The sequence below is a fragment of the Euzebyella marina genome, assembly GCF_003687485.1.
GTDB lineage: Bacteria > Bacteroidota > Bacteroidia > Flavobacteriales > Flavobacteriaceae > Euzebyella > Euzebyella marina.
Genome location: NZ_CP032050.1, coordinates 4359330 through 4379586, shown reverse-complemented (window position 1 = coordinate 4379586; position 20257 = coordinate 4359330). Strand labels below are relative to the sequence as shown.

Here is a 20257-nt window from a genome sequence, read left to right as displayed (position 1 = left end):
GTCTATTTCATTAAAATTTTGGTCATGCGTTTGATACGGTCGGCTAGCTTTTCGTTACTGAGTTTTTCCCTGAGACGATCGGTGATTATAGGAAAAGAGAAAGGAGTAGCCTTTTCGCAATCTTTCCACACGATTTGTTGTTTGCCGATTCGCTCCAAGGCCATTCGTAAACGACCTTCTTCTAATTGATGTTCAAAAGTTTCGGTGAAAGCTTGCTGAAAAAGTAGGTTGTTTGGTTCGTAATCGCGAAAAACATCGAAAAGTAACTGGGAACTGCTTTGAAGGTGCTTCATTTTGACACCTTTTTCAGGGTAACCGGTAAAGACCATTCCGCTAATAACGGCTATGTCCCTAAATTTTCGCCGGGCCATTTCATTGCTGTTCAAACTTCTTTGTAAGTCGGCCAGCATATATTCCGGCGTGAAGAGGTTATTGTCGATTACCGCTTGTATGTCAATGGGTTTGTCACTAAGCATTTCAAAACCATAGTCATTAAAGGCCAAAGAGCAGGTAATGGGGCTTAAAAGACTTACCCTGTACGACAATAGACTGCTCATGGCCTCGTGCACCGCCCGCCCCTCAAATGGATAAAAAATGTGATGATAGCCATCACGGGTCTTGAATGTCTCTATCAGAAATTCGGAAGGGGATGGTACGATACTTTCTTCACGTTGCTTGTCAAATATATGCTTTAACGACTTTAGTTCAGGTCCGCTTAACTGATGGGCTGCTGCTTTGTAAAGTTCTTGGCGCAATAGTTCTGACATTTGTGCAGAGAAGCTTAGTCGGCCGCCCATCCAACTAGGAACTTTGTTCGTTCTTTTGGTAGAATTACGAACATGCGCTTGCATGCCTTTGATTCGAATGAACTCAAGATTTCGGCCGGCAAAAGTAAAGACATCCCCTTGGGTCAATTTTGAAATAAAATATTCTTCAATCGAACCTATATACCCTCCTTTTTGATAACGAACGCTTATGGTGGCATCACCAACAATAGTGCCTATCTGAAACCGATGCCGCATGGCAACGCCCCGATTGTTCACTTTGAATTTTCCGTCAGCTTCTATTTCTACCTTTTTATATTCGTCATAACTGCTCAGGCTTTGACTGCCCAATACCAAAAAATTAAGCAGCCATTGCCATTGTTCTTCGGTAATACCTTGGTAACAAAAGGTCTGTTGAATTTCAGGAAAGATTTCACCCGGGTAAAATCCGTCTGAAACCGCCAGAGTAGTAAGATATTGCAATAAAACGTCATAGCTATTGAGGTAGGGCAGCCGATCCTCGACTGCATTTTCCTTTACGACGACCTGCAATGCCGATGCCTCGATGAGCTCCATAGCGTGGGTCGGTAAAAAATGAATGACACTCTCCTTGCCTGGGCGGTGACCACTTCGGCCGGCACGCTGAAGAAAACGGGCCACCCCTTTTGGCCCACCAATTTGTATCACGGTTTCCACCGGTGCAAAATCTACCCCAAGATCTAAACTTGAGGTACACACCACAGCTTTTAAGCTCTCATTGCGTATGGCTTGCTCGACCCATAATCGGGTCTCTTTATTGATGCTGCCGTGGTGCATGGCCATTTCACCGGCATATTCCGGATGTTTCTCAAGAATTTTTTGAAACCATATCTCACATTGGCTGCGGGTATTGGTAAATAGAAGGGTCGTTTTGCTATTGTTGATTATCGGTACTACCTCCTCTAAGAGGTGCAGACCTAAATGCCCTCGCCATGGAAAGGTTTCCATGGTTTTGGGGATGATACTCTTGACCGTAATCTTCTTTTTGAGGTTGGCCCTGACCATGACCGAATTTTGTAATTGCTCGCTGTTCGGGCCTAATAGCACTCGGCGGGCCTGTTCTAAATTTCCAATGGTCGCCGAAATGCCCCAGATCCGTAAATCTTTACAAATAGTTTTAAGGCGACTGAGGCCCAGTTCCATCTGAATGCCCCTTTTAGTGCCCAAAAGTTCATGCCATTCATCGACGACAATAGCTGAACAGTCTTTAAAAATTGAGGCATAACCTTTTGAAGACAATAGAAGTTGTAGGCTTTCCGGGGTGGTGATTAAAAGGTCTGGCATAGCCTTCTTTTGACTGGCCCGTTCTTTGGTCGACGTATCGCCCGTTCGTATGCCGACCGTCATTTGGGTACCCAGGTCTACGGTGATACGTTCGGCAGATTGTCTGATTTCTTGCGATAGGGCCCGAAGTGGGGTTATCCATATAGCTTTGAGGCCTTTTTTGTGTTTTGTGCGGTATTCAGGATTCTTTTTGATGTAATTCAATACAATCGGAAACCATAGGGCATAGGTTTTACCACTTCCAGTAGGTGCGTTGAGCAGACCATGTTTTCCCGCCAAAAAAGCCTTCCACGATTCTTTCTGAAAGGCAAAAGGTTGCCAATTTTGCTCATGGAACCAATCGGTCGCTATGCTGAAAAGTTCTTTTTGGTTCATTTTCTTATTCCGTCTCTACAGTATGCGGAATCAATGCTTTTAAATCTTCCAATGAATTTGCTTCATGTATCTTCTTGTCTTTTCGCCATCTCAATATTCTGGGAAAACGGGTCGCAACTCCACTTTTATGCCTTTTAGATTCGGCGATACCTTCAAAGGCAATTTCAAAAACATGATGCGGTGTAACACTGCGTACGGGGCCGAAGCGCTCAAGTGTGTTCTTTTTGATCCATGCATCAACCTTTCTGAACTCGGCGTCGGTCAAACCTGAATAGGCCTTGGCAAAGGTTACCAATTCTTTTTCTCCTTCCTCGTTTTCGTTCCAAAGGGCAAAGGTATAATCGGTAAATAGATTACTTCGCCTTCCGTGACCGCGCATGGCGTAGGTAAGAACGGCATCGATTGTTAAGGGGTCAACCTTCCATTTCCACCAGTCTCCCTTTTTTCTTCCGACCAGATAAGGAGAATCTTTTCGTTTGAACATTAACCCCTCACTGCGCTTTTCGCGCGACAGTTCTCTCTCTTCCGCTACCTCTTGCCAAGAGGTGAACTCCATTTTCTCAGAGAGAAAAAGAGGTATGCCATCTTGCCCGGCAACCATCTTTTCTAAAAGATTTCTTCTCTTACTATATGGTCTAGTACGAATATCTTCCCCTTGCCATTCCAAAAGGTCGTATGCTTTTAAAATTACAGGGGTCTTTTTGAGCAGTGCTTTTGAAACATTCTTTCTTCCAATCCTAGTCTGTAAATCGTTAAAAGTGCCAATTTCTTTATTTGGGTAGGGGAGAATTTCACCATCTATTACAGTTCCATTGGGCAATCTACCTATAAAAACTTCGAATTCCGGATACTTGTCCGTAACCAATTCTTCTCCACGGCTCCATGTGAAAAGTTCGTTGTTGCGAACTATTATTTGCGCTCGAATGCCATCCCATTTATGTTCGAAAGACCATTCGGTAACATCGCCCAAAGATTCGGGCTCGTTCTCAAGGGCGTATGCCAAGTAGAAAGGGTATGGTTTTGAAAGGTAATCGCTCTTTTTTTCTTCCAAAATCAAATCTTGAAAATCAATGGTATTGGGGTCCCAGTTGCCCATCAGTTTGTAGGCTAGAATGTCTTCATCGATACCCGTTGCTTTTGCCAAGGCCCGAGTCATTAATTTTTGGCTGACCCCTATTCGAAAACCACCGGTAATTAATTTTGTGAAAACGAATCGACCATAGTAATCAAGTTGTTTCCAATTTCGGTACAAATAGGCTTTTTTGTCTTCATCACTTTGGGCTTTTAGCCAAATCATTTCTTGCAAGAATGCCGAAAGCGATTTATCCGTTGAACTCTCATCGGAAGGTACTACTAAGGCAATGGTTTCGGCCAAGTCGCCAACAATATGGTAGCTTTCTTCGAACAGCCATAATGGAATATGCGCCAGCTCAGAAGCCCATTCTCTAAGCAGGGTCGTATTGACAGGTCTTGGGGGTCTTCTATGCGAGAGAATGGCAATGGTCCAAACCTTATCTTGGTCTGGGGCATTGGTAAAGTATTCTGCCAAAGCCGCTACTTTTACATTGGTCTTATTAGTGCCATCTAAGGTTTTTATGAGTTGAGAGAACTTTTTCATACAGATTCAGAAATTTCAGTTTCTACATTCAGCTCTGCATTTTCACCTTCGAATTGGGTCGCTTCCGTACGGGCATCATAGCCTAAATCTCGTAGGTAGCGCGAAAAAATATCGGTATAGCCATGGGTGCATATAACTTTTTCGGCTCCGATTTCCTTTATGGCTTCTAAAAGACTCGGCCAATCACAATGATCGCTGAGCACGAAGCCCTTGTCAATGGCGCGTCGTCTACGGGCACCTCGAAAGGCCATCCAACCACTAGCAGACGCGGTGACGAAGGGCACCATTCGGCGGATCCAAGTACTACCATGTGCGGATGGCGGTGCAATGACCATATGTCCCTTAATATCTTCTTTTTTGGTGTCTCGTGTAATTCGCTCGGTAGCCGGAAAATCAATCATAGGCCTCAAAACATCGGTCATGTTTTCAATAGCACCATGGGTATAAATTTTTCCGATATTGGGGTCTAAATGCTTTAATAGGCGTTGCGCTTTTCCTAAAGAATACCCGAAGAGTACTGAAGTTTGTCCGTTAGACTTGTTTTGAGCCCACCATTCGTTGATGTCTTTAAATACTTCTTTTTGAGGGCGCCATAGAAAAGCCGGTAGACCAAATGTACATTCGGTAATGAACGTATGGCACTTAATACTCTCATAGGGGGTTGCCACCCCGTCGTTTTCCAATTTGTAATCTCCGGTGAACACCCAAATCTCACCTTTATGTTCAACCCTAACTTGGGAAGAACCGATAATATGACCGGCGGGGTACAATGTGAACTTTACACCGTTTACTGTAAATGTCTCGCCCCATTCTTTGCCTGCTACCTCTATATCGCCCAAACGATGTTTGATAATCGGCACATTGGTCGGATGGGTTATGTATTGTTTATGCCCCCATCTACTGTGGTCTGCATGGCCATGGGTAATGATAGCTTTGTCAACCGGTTTCCAAGGGTCAAGATATACCTTGGCCGCATGGCAATAGATACCTTTTTCGGTGAATTCTAGTAATGGCTTTTTCATGGGCATTAGAAAGTTAAGCATATTAGCGGTATGCTTAACAGATGTAAAAATTCATTAAAGTGTTTTATTTGATGATAAATATCAAAGCCTCTATAGATTTGGTGCTTTATCAGCTATTAAAACCCTAATTAAACTGTTAGGTTAGGGCTAAAATAATCGGGATTGGTAGGAATAATGACCTCTAAAAAAATTATATTTGCTGCCACAAATTAGAATTTTATGGCAATTGCAGACCTTTATATCAGCGGAGAACACAGACGTAATTTGGCCCATTTTGCGGCGCTTGCCACTTTGGCAGCGGTCGATGGTGAGATCAGTTCAGAAGAGAAAACAATGCTCGATAAGTTTGCCAATAGATTGGATATTACCGAGGCTGAGTATAAAGAAGTAATGAAGAAAGAGAACAAGTATCCGATTGTTCCTCCACACGATAGTCAAGGTCGTTTAGAAAGACTTTACGATTTGTTCAGACTTGTTTTTTCTGACCATCTTATTGATCAAGAAGAAATGGTTTTGTTGAAGAAATATGCAATCGGACTCGGTTTTTCAGGGAGTCAGGCAGATAAAATTATCGAGCGCTCAACTGCTATTTTCAGTGGTAAAATTGACTTCGACGACTATCTGTACCTTTTAAAGCACTAAACTTCCGTTTTCTAAAAGATTTGTTGGCCAGTTGGTTTTACCACGAGGTATCTCAATGATATTTGGTCAAAAACTCCTGCAGCTTCAATACCATATTACGGCTACCGCAGAAAAACGGAATGCGTTGGTGCAATTCTTTAGGTTGTACATCTAAAATGCGGGTTTTCCCGCCAATTGCTAGTCCGTTGGCCTGTTCGGCTAAAAATGCCATTGGGTTGCACTCATATAAAAGGCGAAGTTTTCCTTCTTCGGTAACACTGCTTTTTGGGTACATGTAGATGCCTCCCTTAATCATGTTCCTATGAAAATCGGAAACTAGCGATCCTATGTACCGCGAAGTGTATGGGCGGTCGCCTTCCTCTTCTTGGCAATATTTAATATAGTCTTTTACTCCTTGATGAAAATGAATGTAGTTACCCTCGTTCACCGAATAAATACGGCCATCTTCAGGAAATTTCATGTTCGGATGCGATAGATAAAACGTTCCGATAGCAGGGTTGAGGGTAAAACCGTTAACTCCGTCCCCAGTGGTGTATACCAGCATGGTAGAAGTACCGTAAACCACATAGCCGGCGGCCACTTGATTTTTGCCAGGTTGCAAGAAATCTTCTAAAGTTACAGGGGTGCCAACTGGGGTAATCCTACGATAAATGGAGAAGATGGTACCTACCGATACGTTCACATCAATGTTAGATGATCCGTCTAATGGATCGATGAGAACTACATATTTATTCTGATGCTGATTGTCGTTACTATTGATGGAGATGAAATCGTCTTCCTCTTCAGAAGCAATGCCACAAACAATTTCGCGATTGGTCAAAGTTTGAATAAACTTTTCATTGGCCAGTACATCTAATTTCTGTTGGTCTTCCCCTTGAATATTGGTTTCACCGGCCGCACCTAAAATATCTACAAGACCGGCTTTGTTTACCTCATGGTTTACTACTTTTGCCGCCAATCTAATGGCATTTATAAGTTTAGAGAGTTCGCCAGAAGAATATTTGAATGAGTTTTGGTTTTCGATGATGTATTCTCCGAGGGTGCGGTTTTTAGTAGACATGTAGTAAAGACTGTTGGTTCACCCACAAATATCGGGTATTTTGTGAAAGAACCCTATTTTCATTTTACATTACTTTTTTAAATATATAACTTTGTGTTTTATTTGTAACAATATGGATTTTACTATTAGGGAGGCTACGGTAGCCGATATGACTGAAGTTAGAAGATTGATACAAGAATTAGCCATTTTCGAAAAAGAGGAAGATGCCGTTGAGGTAACTGTTGAAGACTTGGTAGCCGATGGGTTTGGTGAGCGGCCTCTATTTCAATGTTTTGTGGGTGAAAGTCACGGCGAAATTGTCGGCATGGCCCTTGTGTACAACCGTTATTCGACTTGGAAAGGCCCTGTAGTGCATCTTGAAGATTTGATTGTTACCAAAAAAATGAGAGGTAGTGGACTTGGTAGTGCGCTTTTGTCGCAAGTGGTTCAATACTCCAATGATTTAGGAGTTAAAAGAATCAGTTGGGAAGTTCTAGATTGGAACGAACCGGCCATAAAATTTTATGAAAGTAAGGGCGCGAAAGTGTTACGTGATTGGGATGTAGTTCAGATGGATGAGAAAGGTATCAAAACCTTTTTAGAGCAAGTTAAAAATTAAAAGGTCTTTCAGAGACCATTGAAAATATAGCTTTTTATGCGAGTATTCAAGTTCGGCGGGGCGTCGGTGAAAGACGCGGCTGGAGTTAAAAATGTAGTAAAGGTGCTTCAAGAGACAGGGCATGAGAACACCTTATTGGTCGTATCGGCCATGGGTAAGACCACCAATGCGATGGAAGCCATTGTCAATGCCTATTTTAATGATAAGGAAGCTTTGGCCGGTAATGTTCAAGAGAGTATTGATTACCATGAGACCATTCTTCAAGATTTATTTTCCAACCCGAAACACGTCATTTTCGTAAGGGTAAAAGAGCTTTTCGATGAAGTGAAAGGTTTTTTGGCATGGAATAAATCACCTAAATATAACTTTGTATATGACCAAGTAGTCGGTTACGGTGAATTGATTTCTACCACGATTCTTAGTCATTATTTCAATGAAATCGGCCTTACATGTAATTGGCTTGATGTAAGGGATTATATTAAGACCGATGACAGTTATCGTGACGTATCGGTTAATTGGGAAAAAACACAGGAAAGGGTTAAGAGTATAGATCGATCTAAGTTGCACATTACACAAGGGTTCTTGGGTAGTGATGACAATAACTTTACCACCACCTTGGGTAGAGAAGGGTCTGATTACACCGCGGCCATTTTGGCCTACTGCCTTAATGCCGATTCGGTAACTATTTGGAAAGATGTACCTGGTGTTTTAAATGCCGACCCAAGGTACTTTAACGAGGCGCAACTGTTGAATAAAATCTCATACAGAGAAGCTATTGAGCTTGCTTTTTACGGAGCTTCGGTTATTCACCCGAAAACATTGCAGCCTTTGCAACAAAAAGAGATTCCGCTTCACGTAAAATCGTTCGTGAACCCCAAAGACCCCGGAACTACTGTGGGCAAAGGCATCGGTATTGAACCGGAAGTGCCCTGCTTTATCGTTAAAAAGAATCAGGTGTTAATGAAACTATCTTCATTAGACTTTTCTTTCATTGTTGAAGATAGCATCAGTGAACTTTTCAAACTGCTACATGACCATAAAATGAAGGTAGATCTTATACAGAATTCCGCCATTAGTTTTTCGGTCTGTGTCGACAACCGATTCGGCCGTTTAGACGAGTTGCTTAATTTGTTGAAAAGCAGGTTTAAGGTTGTTCATCATGAAGGTGTATCGCTTTATACCATTCGACATTTCAATGAAAAGGCTATCGAGTCACTTCAGAACGGACACGAAATTTTGTTGGAGCAGCGTAGCAAAGAAACTGTGCAGTTGGTAGTCAAATAATCTTACGCCGATTGTTTCATATTTGTTAAAACTGGGAAGCACCTCTGCTGTTTTTTCTATATTAGGGCTCTGCAAATAAATTAATTTATGGGATTAGTAACCGCAAAAGAGGTGGCATCAGCCACTAATCTTGATAGGTTCGGTTTTTTTGGAACTTTCGTAGCATGGATTTTTTTGAAGGTTTCAAAAATTTCGAATATGAATAAGCGGTACGATAAAATGAGCCATTTAAATGGCAAAGATTTTTTAGACGCGGTTCTTGAAAACTATGAAATAGATTACGAGGTTCCAGAAGATGATCTCAAACGTTTACCCAAAGCAGGTCCGTTTATTACGATTAGCAATCACCCGCTTGGCGGAATCGACGGCATCGTATTGTTGAAGATAATGCTGAAATATAGGCCAGATTACAAGGTGATGGCCAATTTTCTTTTACAACGGTTCAAGCCCCTCGCACATTACATTTTTCCCGTTAACCCCTTTGAAGACCGAAAAGAGGTGAAAAGCAGTATGTCAGGTTTTAAAAATGCGCTTTTGCATGTGAAGGCGGGTTACCCATTAGGAATTTTTCCTGCCGGAGAAGTCTCTACTAAAAAAGAAGCGGGTATCGTGGTTGATAGAGATTGGGAGGAAGCTGCCATCAAATTAATCAAAAGAGCCGAGGTGCCTGTCGTTCCTGTTTACTTTCATGCCAGAAATAGCAAAATGTTTTATCGCTTGGCCAAGATCAGTGGCCTTTTTCGAACGGCCAAACTGCCTTCTGAGGTGTACTCGCAATGGAAAAGGCCAATAAAGGTCAGAATTGGCCAACCAATTTCGGTGGCCACGCAAAAGGAGCAGGAAACACTGGAAGAATATACTGCTCTGCTTAGAAGAAAAACCTACATTCTGGCAAATGCCTATGAAAAAGAGCGGTTGATCGATCAATTACCATCGCTTAAATTACCCAAACAACCCCGAAAAATAGCTCAACCCATACGTTCAGAATTGATACAGGCCGAGATAGAAAAATTGGTCGACAATGATCGACGGTTATTGCAGAGCAAGAATTACGAGGTATTCTTGGCACCGGCTAAAGAAATGCCTTTTTCACTACAAGAAATAGGGCGTCAGCGTGAGGTTACCTTTAGAGAAATAGGCGAGGGCACGAATAACTCCATCGATATTGATCAATTCGATGCTTATTACCACCATATGTTCTTATGGGATAATGAGGCCAAGGTGATAGCGGGAGCGTATCGAATGGGGTTAGGCTCCCAAATTTTTTCAAAATACGGAATCGACGGATTTTATCTTCAAGATTTGTTTCGGTTTGAACCGGAGCTATTCGGTATGATGAGCCATTCCATAGAAATGGGTAGGGCTTATATTATGAAAGAATATCAGCAAAAGCCAATGCCACTTTTTCTTTTATGGAAAGGAATCGTTCATACCACACTCCGCCACCCAGAGCACAAATACCTTATCGGGGGCGTAAGTATCAGTAATCAGTTCTCTAACTTTTCTAAGTCTTTAATGATCGAATTCATGAAAAGTAACTATTGGGACCCATACGTAGCGCAGTATGTGAGACCTAAAAAGGAGTTCAAGGTAAAATTAAAGGATGCCGATAAAGAGTTTGTTTTTGATGAGACCCAAGCCGACCTTATCAAGTTTGATCGGTTGATTGATGAGGTAGAGCCAGGTAATCTAAGATTACCGGTATTAATCAAGAAATATATCAAACAAAATGCAAAAGTGGTTGCCTTTAATGTTGATCCATTATTCAATAATGCCGTTGATGGCTTAATGTATATCAAAATCGAAGATTTGCCTGAGAGTACTGTAAAGCCCGTAATGGAAGAATTTCAGGCCGAATTAGAAAGAAAAATGACAGAAGCCCAGCAACAGGAGGCCGGGGCTTAGTTTTTAGTCATTACCGACCATTCTGCTTCGGCGTTCGTAGAGTAGATTGTCTTTCCACACACCTTCTCTTTTACCGATACGTTCCCTTTTACCGATAAAGCGAAATCCCATTTTCTCGTGCAATCGCACACTGCCTTCATTCTCCGGAAAAATACCGGATTGAATGGTCCAAAGACCATTGGCCTCACTTTCTTTGATCAATTCGGACATCAATGCAGACCCCACACCTTTTCCCCTGGCATTCTTAGATATGTACACGCTCACTTCGCCTACGCCTCCGTAGACGCATCTACTCGATACGTGCGATAAGGCCGCCCAACCTAGAATGGTCTCATCTTCTTCGGCTACAAGCCTGCAGAATTTCGTGTGGGCATTATCCCAAGAGCTATAGTCGGGCACCTGTGTTTCAAAAGTAGCTATACCGGTGGCCAACCCTTCTTCATAGATTTTCGCCACTGACGGCCAATCATTTTCAAGCATATTTCTGATGGTCATAAGGAATAAGCTTTAAGGTTTACTCAGTTTAAAAAAAAGGAGATTGAATAAAAGTCTTTAAAACCAAGGCTTTTTACCTACTTGATATGTATTGTAGAAATCTTCATCTGATTTGGTCAGATAAATAATTCCTTCTACTACACCTACGACCCATACGGCGAGAGCCAAGAAATATCCGATTATAAAACAAGCGGTCACCCACCCGATGACACTGCCAGCGAGCATAATGATTCCTTCTTTTTGATAACCAAGTATGAACTTGTGAACACCTGCCCAGCCGAGAAACAATGCCAGTAAGCCAGCCAATAATTTTTTATTCTCGCCATCGGCCCCTGCAAATGCCTGTTTGGCACCCTCGGTAAATTCATTGGCCGTTTTCTTGGCATCGTTGGCAAAATCGCTCGCCGCTTTTTTGGTGTCTTCAGCAAAGTCTTTACTTTTTTCCTTGGCTTTTTCGGCAAAATCTTCAGCGGCCTCTTTTGCTTCCTCAAATTTATCATGGGCTTTATCACCTAGGTTTTCGCCCTCTTTACTATTTTTCTCAAAGGCTTCTGAGGCTTCACTTCTCAAGTCGCCTTCGCCTTGGTTGATAGGGTTGATGGCATCTTCGCCATCACCTTTCCCGAATTTTTTGTCTTCTGACATTGGTTTGATATTTGGTGGTTAAACGAACTTAAATGTACCGAATTTACCGATTATAAAAAAGCCTTATCTATGGGTTCCCAAAGCTCAATTTTATTACCGTCCGGGTCAAGGATCCAACCGAACTTGCCGTAGTCATATTCTTCGATTTCACCTACAACGGTAACACCTTCCTCCCTTAGAACTTGAAGTAACTCTTTGAGGTTTTCGACCCTAAAGTTCATCATGAAAGACGACTTGCTCGGTTCATAATAATCGGTGTCTTCACTCATCGGGCTCCACTGCGTTGAGCAGTCGTTACCTTCCTTATCCTTCCACCAGAAAGTGCAGCCATATTGGTCGGTTTGAAGATCTAGATGATTTTTATACCATTCTTTAATTTTGTCGGGATCTTTTGATTTGAAAAAGAATCCGCCCAAGCCTGTAACTCTTTTTTTCATGACGAATGCTTATTGGGTGCTGTTATTTTCTTTTAATATTCTTCTCGTACAGTTCAATCCATTCGTCAACGGTCATTTTCGAACAAAGTTCTCCGATCAACTCATAGGGTATGTCGTTCATCGATTTGAATCGAATGCAGCTTTTGCCCATGTCCAATTTTCTTTTGCAATGCTTGGGATATTCTGTAACGAACCAATCATGAATCTTTGGGTCTGCATAAATACCCGAATGGTAAAGTGCTATGAAATTCTTTTGTGAAGCCAAATTGATGAACGGAAGTGGAAGCTTAGGGTCGCAATGGTAACCTGACGGATATTTTGAATGGGGCACTACGAAACCTAGCATTCCATAGCTGATTTGTTCTTCAAAGCCATCAGGAATATTATCTAGTATGGTCTTCCTGATTTTAGAAATGACCGGTCTTCTTTCTTCAGGAAGCTGGGCTATATAATCTTCTGGTGAGTCAGCTTTGTACTGCATGCTATATATGTTGGTCGATTAGTATGGGGTTTCCATCGGGATCATTGAGAATGATACTTCCGGGTCCGCTACCATTTTCATCCACCTCCGTCTCGATATCAACATGGCTTGCCTTTAATTGTTTTTGTAGTTCTCTGATATCGGCGAAATTCTCCAATGTTTGGGCATTTTCATCCCAACCCGGATTGAACGTCAGTATATTTTTATCGAACATGCCCTGAAAAAGTCCAATGGTGGCATTACCATTTTTCATAATCAGCCAGTTTTGATCGATGTTGCCCCCAAAAATGGAGAAACCCAAATTTTCATAAAAAGACTTAGAAGCCTGAATATCCTTGACATTAAGACTCACCGAGAAATTTCCTAACTGCATCGTAGTAGTATTTGTTGAGTGAAACCTTATTAAGATAATACTTCCTTCATAAAAGAACTATCGTCTAACCTTTCTAAAGTTAGCAAAATTTGTCTTTCACTTTGTTGACTACCGTCAATGCCAATTTTTCTAGACTTTCAACTGTCCATCCAGCTACGTGCGGTGATAGAATGACATTTTCAGCTTGTACTAAATACTCAAATGCATCGGGTAGTTTGTGTGTCGAAGGTGAATCGCTTTTGAACATGTTTTCGAAGGAAGATTTTTCATATTCAAGTACGTCGAGACCTGCACCTAAAACTTTGCCCGATTTTAGTGCATTTACCAAATCTTCAGTAACAACACATTTACCTCTAGCTGTGTTCAACAACCAAAAGGGGTTATGGAATTTTTCTATAAAAGTGGAGTTGATCATGCCAATGGTCATTTCCGTTTGCGGTACATGAAGGCTAATGACCTGGCTTCGTTGGTGAAGCTCTAAGATACCCACCTGTCTGGCATTTTCATCGCCTACGCCGCCTTCGATATCATAACAGATAACTTCTTTAACATCGAAGCCTTTTAATTTTTTAGCAAAGGCTTTGCCCATATTTCCGTACCCTATAATGCCGACGGTCTTGCCCTCTAGTTCTACACCGCGATTACCCTCTCGATCCCAAACTCCCGAGCGCACCTCACGGTCGGCCTTGTTCAATTTGTTGAAAAGGGAAAGTAGCATGCCCAAGGTATGCTCGCCGACAGCATTTCTATTTCCTTCCGGTGCGGCAGCCAAAAAAATATCATTGGCAATAGCGTATTTCGTATCGATGTTTTCAAGGCCTGCGCCCAAACGGCCTATGAATTTGAGATTAACGGCTTTTTCTAAAAAGTGTTGGTCAATCGTAAACCTACTGCGAATAATAAGCCCGTTGTATTCATGAATTTTAGCTTCGATGGCTTCCTTTGAAGAACTGTAGTCTTCATCGTTTTGAAAGCCCAATTCATTGAACTTATCAATAATTAATGGATGGTTTTTATCTACGTGTAATATTCTCATGTACTGAAATTTGATATAAAGTATATGGTTGGTTTAGGTATAAGATGTTTTGTTATGGATGTGCTTCATATTACCGGGTTATATGCCTAAAACGGTTTTTGCAATCCAAAAATAGATAAGAATGCCAAAGATGTCGTTGCTGGTAGTAATAAAGGGGCCAGTGGCAATGGCAGGGTCGATGCCCCGTTTGTGTAGAAAAAGCGGAATAAAAGTACCGATGAAACCAGCTACAAGAATAACTGCCACCAATGATATAGATATAGCCAATGCGGAAAGAAAGGCGCCTTTCCAAAGCCAAGTAAATATCAATAGAATAACGGCCAGAACTACACCGTTCAAAAGGGCCAAAAGCATTTCTTTCACCAAACGGTTGCCCACACTACCCTTAAGATCGTCGTTTGCCAGACCTTGTACGATAATTGCACTTGACTGTACCCCTACGTTACCTGCCATGGCCGCAATCAGCGGTGTAAAAAAGAACAAGATGGCATGCTTACTAATCATTTCTTCGAAACCGCCCATTATGGCCGCAGCACCTACGCCACCCACCAGACCTAAAAATAGCCAAGGCAAGCGCGCCCTGGTTAGCTGCCATATGCTGTCATCGGCTTCTACATCTTGAGAAATACCCGCAGCCATCTGGTAATCTTTATCGGCTTCCTCACGAATAACATCCACGATATCGTCAATGGTAATACGCCCGACGAGACGGCCGATTTCATCAACAACGGGAATAGCCTCCAAATCATATTTTGACATGATTTTGGCCACTTCTTCCGGTTTTTCGTTCACATTGACAGAATCTACTTTCGGAATGTAAACATCGGCTATATGGGTGCGAGTCGATGTCGTCAGCAAGTCTTTCAAAGAAAGCCTTCCCTTGAGTTTATCTTCTTCATCGACCACGTAGATGGAGTGAACACGTGTAACGTTTTCGGCTTGCGCCCTCATTTCTTTAACGCATTTGAGAACGTCCCAACTTTCACGTACTTTGACCAGCTCTTTCGCCATTAGCCCTCCGGCGGAGTTTTCATCATATCTTAAAAGGTCAACGATGTCTTTGGCGTGCTCTCGGTCTTCAATTTCCGAGATGACCTCTTGCACCATACTGGTGGGGAGTTCGCCAATAATATCGGCGGCATCATCAGTGTCAAGTTCGGCAAGCTCTTCGGCAATTTCTTTTGCTGAAAGATTTTTAAGAATGGCCTCCCTTATATCTTCATCAAGTTCGGTAAGTACATCCGATGTTTTATCGGTGTCAAGTAGCTTGATAAGGTAGGTGGCTTCATCTTCATTAAGCTCATTGATGATCTCTGCGATATCGGCATAGTGCACATCTTCCATTAAGCTAACCAATTCGGTATTGCTTTGGCTTTCGATGAGCTGCTCTATTTGGGCAACAAGTTCGTCTGTGAGCTTAAAAGGTGTCATTCTTTTCGAGGCGTATTAGAGTGACCGCGGCAAATCTAAAGAAAAAGCGGCAAAGGCTTGTACACTTTACGGCTTCTTAGTGCCCCTAATGAACAACTAGTGGTTTATTTTGGATCGTTGGCCACTAAATTTGTCAATTCGATAAAGTCTGAAACCCCCAATTGTTCCGGTCGCTTGTCGAAAATAGTGTGGTGGCGGGTCTCTTCGCTTAAATCGAAAGACTTTAGGCTGTTGCGAATAGTTTTTCGGCGTTGGTTAAAAGCTGTTTTTACTACCCTGAAAAAAAGTTTCTCGTCGCAACCGAGGGTGATGCTTTTTTTGCGAACCAAACGTAAAACACCCGATTGAACCTTTGGCGGTGGATCAAAAACTTGAGGAGGCACGGTAAAAAGGTACTCGGCATCATAAAAAGCTTGTACAAGTACCGAAAGAATACCATAGGTTTTGCTTCCCGGTTTCTCACAGATTCGCTGGGCCACCTCTTTTTGGAACATACCGGAGAATTCGATAACCTGTTCTTTTAAATCCAGCATTTTGAAGACAATCTGCGAAGAAATGTTGTAAGGAAAATTGCCAGTAATGGCAAATTGCTCGTCTCCGAACAAAGCTTTTAAATCGTAGTTTAAAAAATCTGCTTCTATAACCTCAAAAGTGCCATTGCCTTTAATCAACTTGGCATGCTCTAACGGAAAACTGTGATTGAGATAAATAATGGAATCGGAATCGAGATCCATTGCAATCAATCTAATATTCCGATTGAGCAAATATTTGGTCAAAACCCCGGTTCCTGGGCCTATTTCTATCACATTTACGTAATTCTCAAGCGATAGGGTGTCCGCTATTTTTTGGGCTATCTCTTCATCTTTTAAGAAATGTTGGCCTAAATGCTTCTTGGCCTTGATCGGACCTTTTTCATAAATGTCACCATTTGCACCTTCGAATTTACTCTTTCCTCTTCTTTTCTTCTTTGACATACAGCTAATTTAAGGCTGTTTGGCCACATAGACCCAAGCTTCTTTACCTGATTTTAGATTGACCAATATGCGTTTATATTCCGGACCCTCGTAAGTGTCTGCTTGCTTTAGGTCTTGTGTACTGACTTCTAACGCGACCCCCTCAATACATTTATCTTTGTTAAATGCTTTTTGTATCACCAAATATTGGCCATAAGCCCTTGTTGAAGATAATTCGTAGCCTGGAAGCTGGTCATTATCCATTTTCAAGGTTTTGCCAAAAACCTGTTTTTGAATACCAAGATCTTTAAGGGTGCCGTAGCTGAATAGGTATTCTATCAATGTTCGCTAATTATCTTAAGTTCGGTACTGAAGGATACAAATTTATTAGGGAACTTCTTCTGCTCATCATCATGGAGCCGTGGTTGGTCTTCATCGTAATACCGGTCTAGTGTTTCTTTGTCGACCGTAGTGTACTGAACCGAGTAGGTAACCCCGCCCATTTCTTCTTCGACCATTACCTTGGTCATTTTAGCGTTCAAGAATTTACCTGTCGCCAATATTTTGGGAATGTGGATTTCGTTCATCCATCTCAGCCATTCTTGATGAATAGCTTCTTCAATATTGGTCGTTACATTATATATGTACATAAAATTGTTCAGTTGTTTTTTGGTCAATTGATGGCATCGCCCCTTAAGGTTCTATAATATTTTCTGGCTTGCGGAGAAAAGTAACTGTCTTCATAGTCAAAAACAATTTTTTCGTAATGAATCATTGCCTTTTCGGGTTGGTTCAAAACTGTTCTGTAAAGTTCGCCAAGGGCGAAATGGGCATCATCGGCCAAAATATCGGAGGCATAGAACTCGGTAATTTTTAAATAATTGAATTCTGCGGCTGTGTAATCTTTCAATTCTTCCAGTAGTTGGCCTTGCTTGAGCAAAGCTTCGTCTTCAATTTTTTCTCCTTTGTGGTCTTCAAGTATACCGTTCAATTCTGATATGGCATCTTTTGTTTTCTTTTGGTAGGCCAGCAAATCTGCCCTGGCATATTTTTTAAGTGCCGTTTGCGTGCTGTCTTCAAGGGAATTATCAGATATCAATAAGCTTAATTGCATGGCATCATTGGCAATGAGCTGAGAGGTTGAACTTCGTAACACTTTCAACTGTGTTAAGGCCCAATCGAAGTCACCTTTATAAAAACTTGTTTGGGCAACCTTGAATCTGGCATTTTGCCCAAGAACGTCGTTTTTTAGGTTTTTTTGAATTTGTGAAAAGTAAATCAACGCCTCATTAAATCTTTTGTCGAAAACAAGAATATCACCCAGAGCCAGTTTAATGAAGGCTTTGCCTCTTTCGTTTAGGGGTAGCTCAAGGCAATTTTTTAGAATCTCGATTGCAGGTGTGGGCTTGTTCGTTCTAAAAGTCAAAAAATTGGCATATGCTACCTGTAACTGTAATGTTTGAGGCCTGTACCCGTGTTGTTCTACTAGTGTTTTGAACTCTTTTTCAATACTTTGAAGCTTTTTGTCGTCACCATCTAGCAATTGTATATCGATAAGATTGAGGGTGGCATTGAGGCGAACAATTTCATCACCTGTATTTTCGGAAATGAACTCATATATTTCTTTGGCAGTTTCCGTTTCATTTTCATCTAGGGTCAAATCCCCCAAATTCTCAAGCCTTTGAACAGAAGCACCATCCATACGTTTATAAATGGCCTTTTCTTGGCGAAACGCGCTGGCATATTGTTTTTGTTGTAGGAAAAGCCAGCTTAATAGTTCGTTCCAAAGCACATGTGGATTTTGTTGCGCATTTTGGACCAATAATTTTCTGAGAAGAAGATTGTTTTCATTTTCAGGGTCTGACGATATAAAATCGTCAATGTTTCTTAAAACGTTCGATTTCGAGGTTCTTCCTTCAATTATCAAGTTGAGATACGATTCGTACATTTTTTCAACATTGCCCTGTTCACCGTACACCCGGGCCATTTGATAATTATAATCGAGCTTTGGGTTGCGTTCCATTGACTTCGAATATGCCTCAAGGGCCCTATTCAACAAGGCGTATTTTTGAAACCTATAGCCTATGCCATACCCAAAATTTGGGTTTTCGTCAATTTTGGCGATAGCCTGAGAATAATAGTCTTCCGCTTTCTGGGGTAGCCCCTGCAGGGTATAGTTATAACCTAGTTCAATTAGTAAAGTGGGGTAGATATTACCTTCTTCAATCTTCTCTGTAATGAACTTTTCGGCGTCTTCGAAGCGTTCAAGTTGTTGATAGGTGGCAATTAAGCCTTCTGCGTAATCTGTTCTTCTAGGATTCTTTTTGACCAAATTCTCGTAGTAGACAACCGCTTTTTTAAAGTCACCATCATTGAAATACTGTTTGGCCAAAAAGTCTTCTTGCGCCCAAGCGCCACCAAATAACAGTAAACAAAAAATCAGGGTAAAGCGCTTCATACCCAAATATAACGGAGAAAAGGGGATAAATATGTTAAGCGAATACCAAAAAAATACTAGTCGATTACCTCAAAACCACAGTAGGGTACAAGCACATCAGGAATTTTTATTCCGTCAGGGGTTTGGTAGTTTTCCAATATGCCCGCAAGTACCCTTGGCAATGCCAATGCGCTACCATTAAGCGTATGCGCGAACTGGCTTTTACCATTTTCATCTTTAAAACGTAGCTTAAGCCTATTGGCCTGGTACGTTTCAAAATTGGAAACCGAGCTAATTTCAAGCCAGCGATCTTGGGCAGTTGAAAACACCTCGAAATCGTAGGTGAGGGCGGAAGTAAAACCCAAATCACCGCCACACAGTCTTAAAATTCTGTAGGGCAATTGAAGGTCTCTCAAAATATTTTTCACATGCTCGACCATGCCGTCAAGTGCTTCGTATGATTTTGAGGGGTGTTCTACCCTAACAATTTCTACCTTGTCAAATTGGTGCAGTCTATTGAGGCCTCGAACGTGGGCACCATAACTTCCTGCTTCCCTTCTAAAACATGGGGTATATGCTGTATAGCGTTTTGGAAAATCTGATTCGGCTAAAATTTCATCCCTGAACAAATTCGTAACCGGTACCTCCGCAGTAGGTATTAAATAAAGATTATCTTCGGTTACATGGTACATTTGACCCTCTTTATCAGGCAACTGGCCAGTGCCGTAACCTGAAGCCTCATTGACCAAGTGCGGCACTTGCATCTCGGTATAACCTGCATCCGTATTTTTATCCAAAAAGTATGAGATAAGGGCACGTTGCAAACGGGCACCTTTTCCCTTATACACAGGGAAACCTGCTCCTGTTATTTTTACCCCAAGCTCAAAATCAATGAGGTCATATTTTTTAGCCAGCTCCCAATGCGGTAGGGCGCCTTCGGCCAAAACCGGTATCGTACCCTCTTGAAACACTTCTTCATTATCTTCTTCTGAACTTCCGGCCGGTACTAAATCATGAGGGGTATTAGGTATTTGATATAGCAAGGTTTGCAACTCTTCCGTTGCATTAGCCAATTGCTCTGACAATACCTTTGAGTCTTCTTTTAAGGCACTTGTCTTCGCTTTAAGTTCGTTCGCTTCTTGAGCCTTACCGCTTTTATAAAGATGACCTATTTCTTTGGAAAGTTTGTTGCTTTCGGCCAGGGTATTATCTAATTGCGTTTGGGTGGCCCTTCTTTTTTCGTCAAGGTCTAGAACACCATTCACCAAAGGGGAGGCATCTAAATTTCTTTTGGTAAGTGCCTGAATAATTTCCTCTTTTTTATCTCGAATGGTTTGTATTTGAAGCATTGCTGTCTAGTTTTGGCTGCAAATTTAAG

At 41.7% G+C, this 20257-nt stretch carries 20 protein-coding genes; 4 read left to right on the top strand and 16 right to left on the bottom strand.

The genetic code is table 11. The features are described 5' to 3' along the window. Positions 1–2: 2 nt before the first annotated feature. The 3 genes from D1013_RS18780 to D1013_RS18770 are packed head-to-tail and all read right to left on the bottom strand — an operon-like array spanning position 3 to position 5102. Positions 3–2462, bottom strand: coding sequence for a ligase-associated DNA damage response DEXH box helicase (locus D1013_RS18780; RefSeq protein WP_121850289.1), 2460 nt, complete (start codon positions 2460–2462; stop codon positions 3–5). Positions 2463–2466: 4 nt separating this feature from the next. Then, positions 2467–4080 carry an ATP-dependent DNA ligase gene (locus tag D1013_RS18775; protein ID WP_121850288.1) on the bottom strand — a complete coding sequence of 538 codons (1614 nt, stop codon included), beginning with the start codon at positions 4078–4080 and terminating at the stop codon, positions 2467–2469. Continuing rightward, a complete protein-coding gene (locus D1013_RS18770) occupies positions 4077–5102 on the bottom strand; it encodes a ligase-associated DNA damage response exonuclease (RefSeq protein ID WP_121850803.1) in 1026 nt (341 codons plus the stop codon). Before D1013_RS18770 ends, D1013_RS18775 begins: the two co-directional genes overlap by 4 nt. A gap of 219 nt (positions 5103–5321) precedes the next feature. On the opposite strand from D1013_RS18770, the gene D1013_RS18765 reads away from it, so the two are divergent. Beyond that, positions 5322–5744, top strand: coding sequence for a tellurite resistance TerB family protein (locus tag D1013_RS18765; protein ID WP_121850287.1), 423 nt, complete (start codon positions 5322–5324; stop codon positions 5742–5744). 52 nt (positions 5745–5796) lie between these two features. On the opposite strand, the gene fbp is transcribed toward D1013_RS18765, so the two are convergent. Continuing rightward, positions 5797–6804, bottom strand: a complete 1008-nt coding sequence (gene fbp / locus D1013_RS18760) for a class 1 fructose-bisphosphatase (RefSeq protein ID WP_121850286.1) — start codon at positions 6802–6804, stop codon at positions 5797–5799. Between the two features lie 112 nt (positions 6805–6916). Between fbp and D1013_RS18755 the strand changes: the two genes are divergently transcribed. From D1013_RS18755 to D1013_RS18745, 3 genes are all read left to right on the top strand, one after another. Further along, a complete protein-coding gene (locus tag D1013_RS18755) occupies positions 6917–7402 on the top strand; it encodes a GNAT family N-acetyltransferase (protein ID WP_121850285.1) in 486 nt (161 codons plus the stop codon). 36 nt (positions 7403–7438) lie between these two features. After that, the gene (locus D1013_RS18750; RefSeq protein WP_121850284.1) at positions 7439–8686 is read left to right on the top strand and encodes an aspartate kinase; all 1248 of its coding nucleotides are present in this window, start codon (positions 7439–7441) and stop codon (positions 8684–8686) included. An 87-nt stretch (positions 8687–8773) separates the two neighbouring features. Next, positions 8774–10591 carry a GNAT family N-acyltransferase gene (locus D1013_RS18745; RefSeq protein WP_121850283.1) on the top strand — a complete coding sequence of 606 codons (1818 nt, stop codon included), beginning with the start codon at positions 8774–8776 and terminating at the stop codon, positions 10589–10591. A gap of 3 nt (positions 10592–10594) precedes the next feature. On the opposite strand, the gene D1013_RS18740 is transcribed toward D1013_RS18745, so the two are convergent. The 12 genes from D1013_RS18740 to serS form a co-directional block, all read right to left on the bottom strand. Continuing rightward, entirely contained in the window at positions 10595–11086 is a 492-nt protein-coding gene (locus tag D1013_RS18740; protein WP_121850282.1) for a GNAT family N-acetyltransferase, read from the bottom strand. Between the two features lie 57 nt (positions 11087–11143). Continuing rightward, positions 11144–11656, bottom strand: a complete 513-nt coding sequence (locus D1013_RS18735) for an NINE protein (RefSeq protein WP_225621454.1) — start codon at positions 11654–11656, stop codon at positions 11144–11146. 125 nt (positions 11657–11781) lie between these two features. Further along, entirely contained in the window at positions 11782–12168 is a 387-nt protein-coding gene (locus D1013_RS18730; protein ID WP_121850280.1) for a VOC family protein, read from the bottom strand. 22 nt (positions 12169–12190) lie between these two features. Beyond that, positions 12191–12649: a DUF1801 domain-containing protein gene (locus D1013_RS18725; protein WP_121850279.1), complete on the bottom strand. Its 459-nt coding sequence runs from the start codon at positions 12647–12649 to the stop codon at positions 12191–12193. Position 12650: 1 nt separating this feature from the next. Continuing rightward, positions 12651–13022, bottom strand: coding sequence for a VOC family protein (locus tag D1013_RS18720; protein WP_121850278.1), 372 nt, complete (start codon positions 13020–13022; stop codon positions 12651–12653). A gap of 79 nt (positions 13023–13101) precedes the next feature. After that, positions 13102–14058 carry a 2-hydroxyacid dehydrogenase gene (locus D1013_RS18715; RefSeq protein ID WP_121850277.1) on the bottom strand — a complete coding sequence of 319 codons (957 nt, stop codon included), beginning with the start codon at positions 14056–14058 and terminating at the stop codon, positions 13102–13104. A 78-nt stretch (positions 14059–14136) separates the two neighbouring features. Continuing rightward, a complete protein-coding gene (gene mgtE, locus D1013_RS18710) occupies positions 14137–15489 on the bottom strand; it encodes a magnesium transporter (RefSeq protein WP_121850276.1) in 1353 nt (450 codons plus the stop codon). Between the two features lie 104 nt (positions 15490–15593). After that, the gene (gene rsmA / locus D1013_RS18705) at positions 15594–16463 is read right to left on the bottom strand and encodes a 16S rRNA (adenine(1518)-N(6)/adenine(1519)-N(6))-dimethyltransferase RsmA (RefSeq protein WP_121850275.1); all 870 of its coding nucleotides are present in this window, start codon (positions 16461–16463) and stop codon (positions 15594–15596) included. Between the two features lie 9 nt (positions 16464–16472). Continuing rightward, positions 16473–16784, bottom strand: a complete 312-nt coding sequence (locus D1013_RS18700) for a gamma-glutamylcyclotransferase family protein (protein ID WP_121850274.1) — start codon at positions 16782–16784, stop codon at positions 16473–16475. Then, positions 16781–17092 carry a DUF4286 family protein gene (locus D1013_RS18695; RefSeq protein WP_121850802.1) on the bottom strand — a complete coding sequence of 104 codons (312 nt, stop codon included), beginning with the start codon at positions 17090–17092 and terminating at the stop codon, positions 16781–16783. The genes D1013_RS18700 and D1013_RS18695 overlap by 4 nt, the downstream gene beginning before the upstream one ends. 23 nt (positions 17093–17115) lie before the next feature. After that, on the bottom strand, positions 17116–18900 hold the full coding sequence (locus D1013_RS18690) for a tetratricopeptide repeat protein (protein WP_121850273.1): 1785 nt from the start codon (positions 18898–18900) through the stop codon (positions 17116–17118). 56 nt (positions 18901–18956) lie between these two features. Next, positions 18957–20228 (bottom strand): serine--tRNA ligase, encoded by a 1272-nt coding sequence (gene serS, locus D1013_RS18685; RefSeq protein WP_121850272.1) that lies wholly within the window; start codon positions 20226–20228, stop codon positions 18957–18959. Positions 20229–20257 lie beyond the last annotated feature (29 nt).

What these genes read in the sequence shown, in the direction of transcription:
- D1013_RS18740 (WP_121850282.1), bottom strand. Translation starts at nt 11,086, where the DNA reads ATGACCATCAGAAATATGCTTGAAAATGATTGGCCGTCAGTGGCGAAA.
- D1013_RS18780 (WP_121850289.1), bottom strand. Translation starts at nt 2,462, where the DNA reads ATGAACCAAAAAGAACTTTTCAGCATAGCGACCGATTGGTTCCATGAG.
- D1013_RS18695 (WP_121850802.1), bottom strand. Translation starts at nt 17,092, where the DNA reads ATGTACATATATAATGTAACGACCAATATTGAAGAAGCTATTCATCAA.
- D1013_RS18720 (WP_121850278.1), bottom strand. Translation starts at nt 13,022, where the DNA reads ATGCAGTTAGGAAATTTCTCGGTGAGTCTTAATGTCAAGGATATTCAG.
- D1013_RS18715 (WP_121850277.1), bottom strand. Translation starts at nt 14,058, where the DNA reads ATGAGAATATTACACGTAGATAAAAACCATCCATTAATTATTGATAAG.
- D1013_RS18750 (WP_121850284.1), top strand. Translation starts at nt 7,439, where the DNA reads ATGCGAGTATTCAAGTTCGGCGGGGCGTCGGTGAAAGACGCGGCTGGA.
- D1013_RS18730 (WP_121850280.1), bottom strand. Translation starts at nt 12,168, where the DNA reads ATGAAAAAAAGAGTTACAGGCTTGGGCGGATTCTTTTTCAAATCAAAA.
- D1013_RS18775 (WP_121850288.1), bottom strand. Translation starts at nt 4,080, where the DNA reads ATGAAAAAGTTCTCTCAACTCATAAAAACCTTAGATGGCACTAATAAG.
- D1013_RS18725 (WP_121850279.1), bottom strand. Translation starts at nt 12,649, where the DNA reads ATGCAGTACAAAGCTGACTCACCAGAAGATTATATAGCCCAGCTTCCT.
- rsmA (WP_121850275.1), bottom strand. Translation starts at nt 16,463, where the DNA reads ATGTCAAAGAAGAAAAGAAGAGGAAAGAGTAAATTCGAAGGTGCAAAT.
- D1013_RS18690 (WP_121850273.1), bottom strand. Translation starts at nt 18,900, where the DNA reads ATGAAGCGCTTTACCCTGATTTTTTGTTTACTGTTATTTGGTGGCGCT.
- D1013_RS18765 (WP_121850287.1), top strand. Translation starts at nt 5,322, where the DNA reads ATGGCAATTGCAGACCTTTATATCAGCGGAGAACACAGACGTAATTTG.
- mgtE (WP_121850276.1), bottom strand. Translation starts at nt 15,489, where the DNA reads ATGACACCTTTTAAGCTCACAGACGAACTTGTTGCCCAAATAGAGCAG.
- fbp (WP_121850286.1), bottom strand. Translation starts at nt 6,804, where the DNA reads ATGTCTACTAAAAACCGCACCCTCGGAGAATACATCATCGAAAACCAA.
- D1013_RS18745 (WP_121850283.1), top strand. Translation starts at nt 8,774, where the DNA reads ATGGGATTAGTAACCGCAAAAGAGGTGGCATCAGCCACTAATCTTGAT.
- D1013_RS18755 (WP_121850285.1), top strand. Translation starts at nt 6,917, where the DNA reads ATGGATTTTACTATTAGGGAGGCTACGGTAGCCGATATGACTGAAGTT.
- D1013_RS18770 (WP_121850803.1), bottom strand. Translation starts at nt 5,102, where the DNA reads ATGAAAAAGCCATTACTAGAATTCACCGAAAAAGGTATCTATTGCCAT.
- serS (WP_121850272.1), bottom strand. Translation starts at nt 20,228, where the DNA reads ATGCTTCAAATACAAACCATTCGAGATAAAAAAGAGGAAATTATTCAG.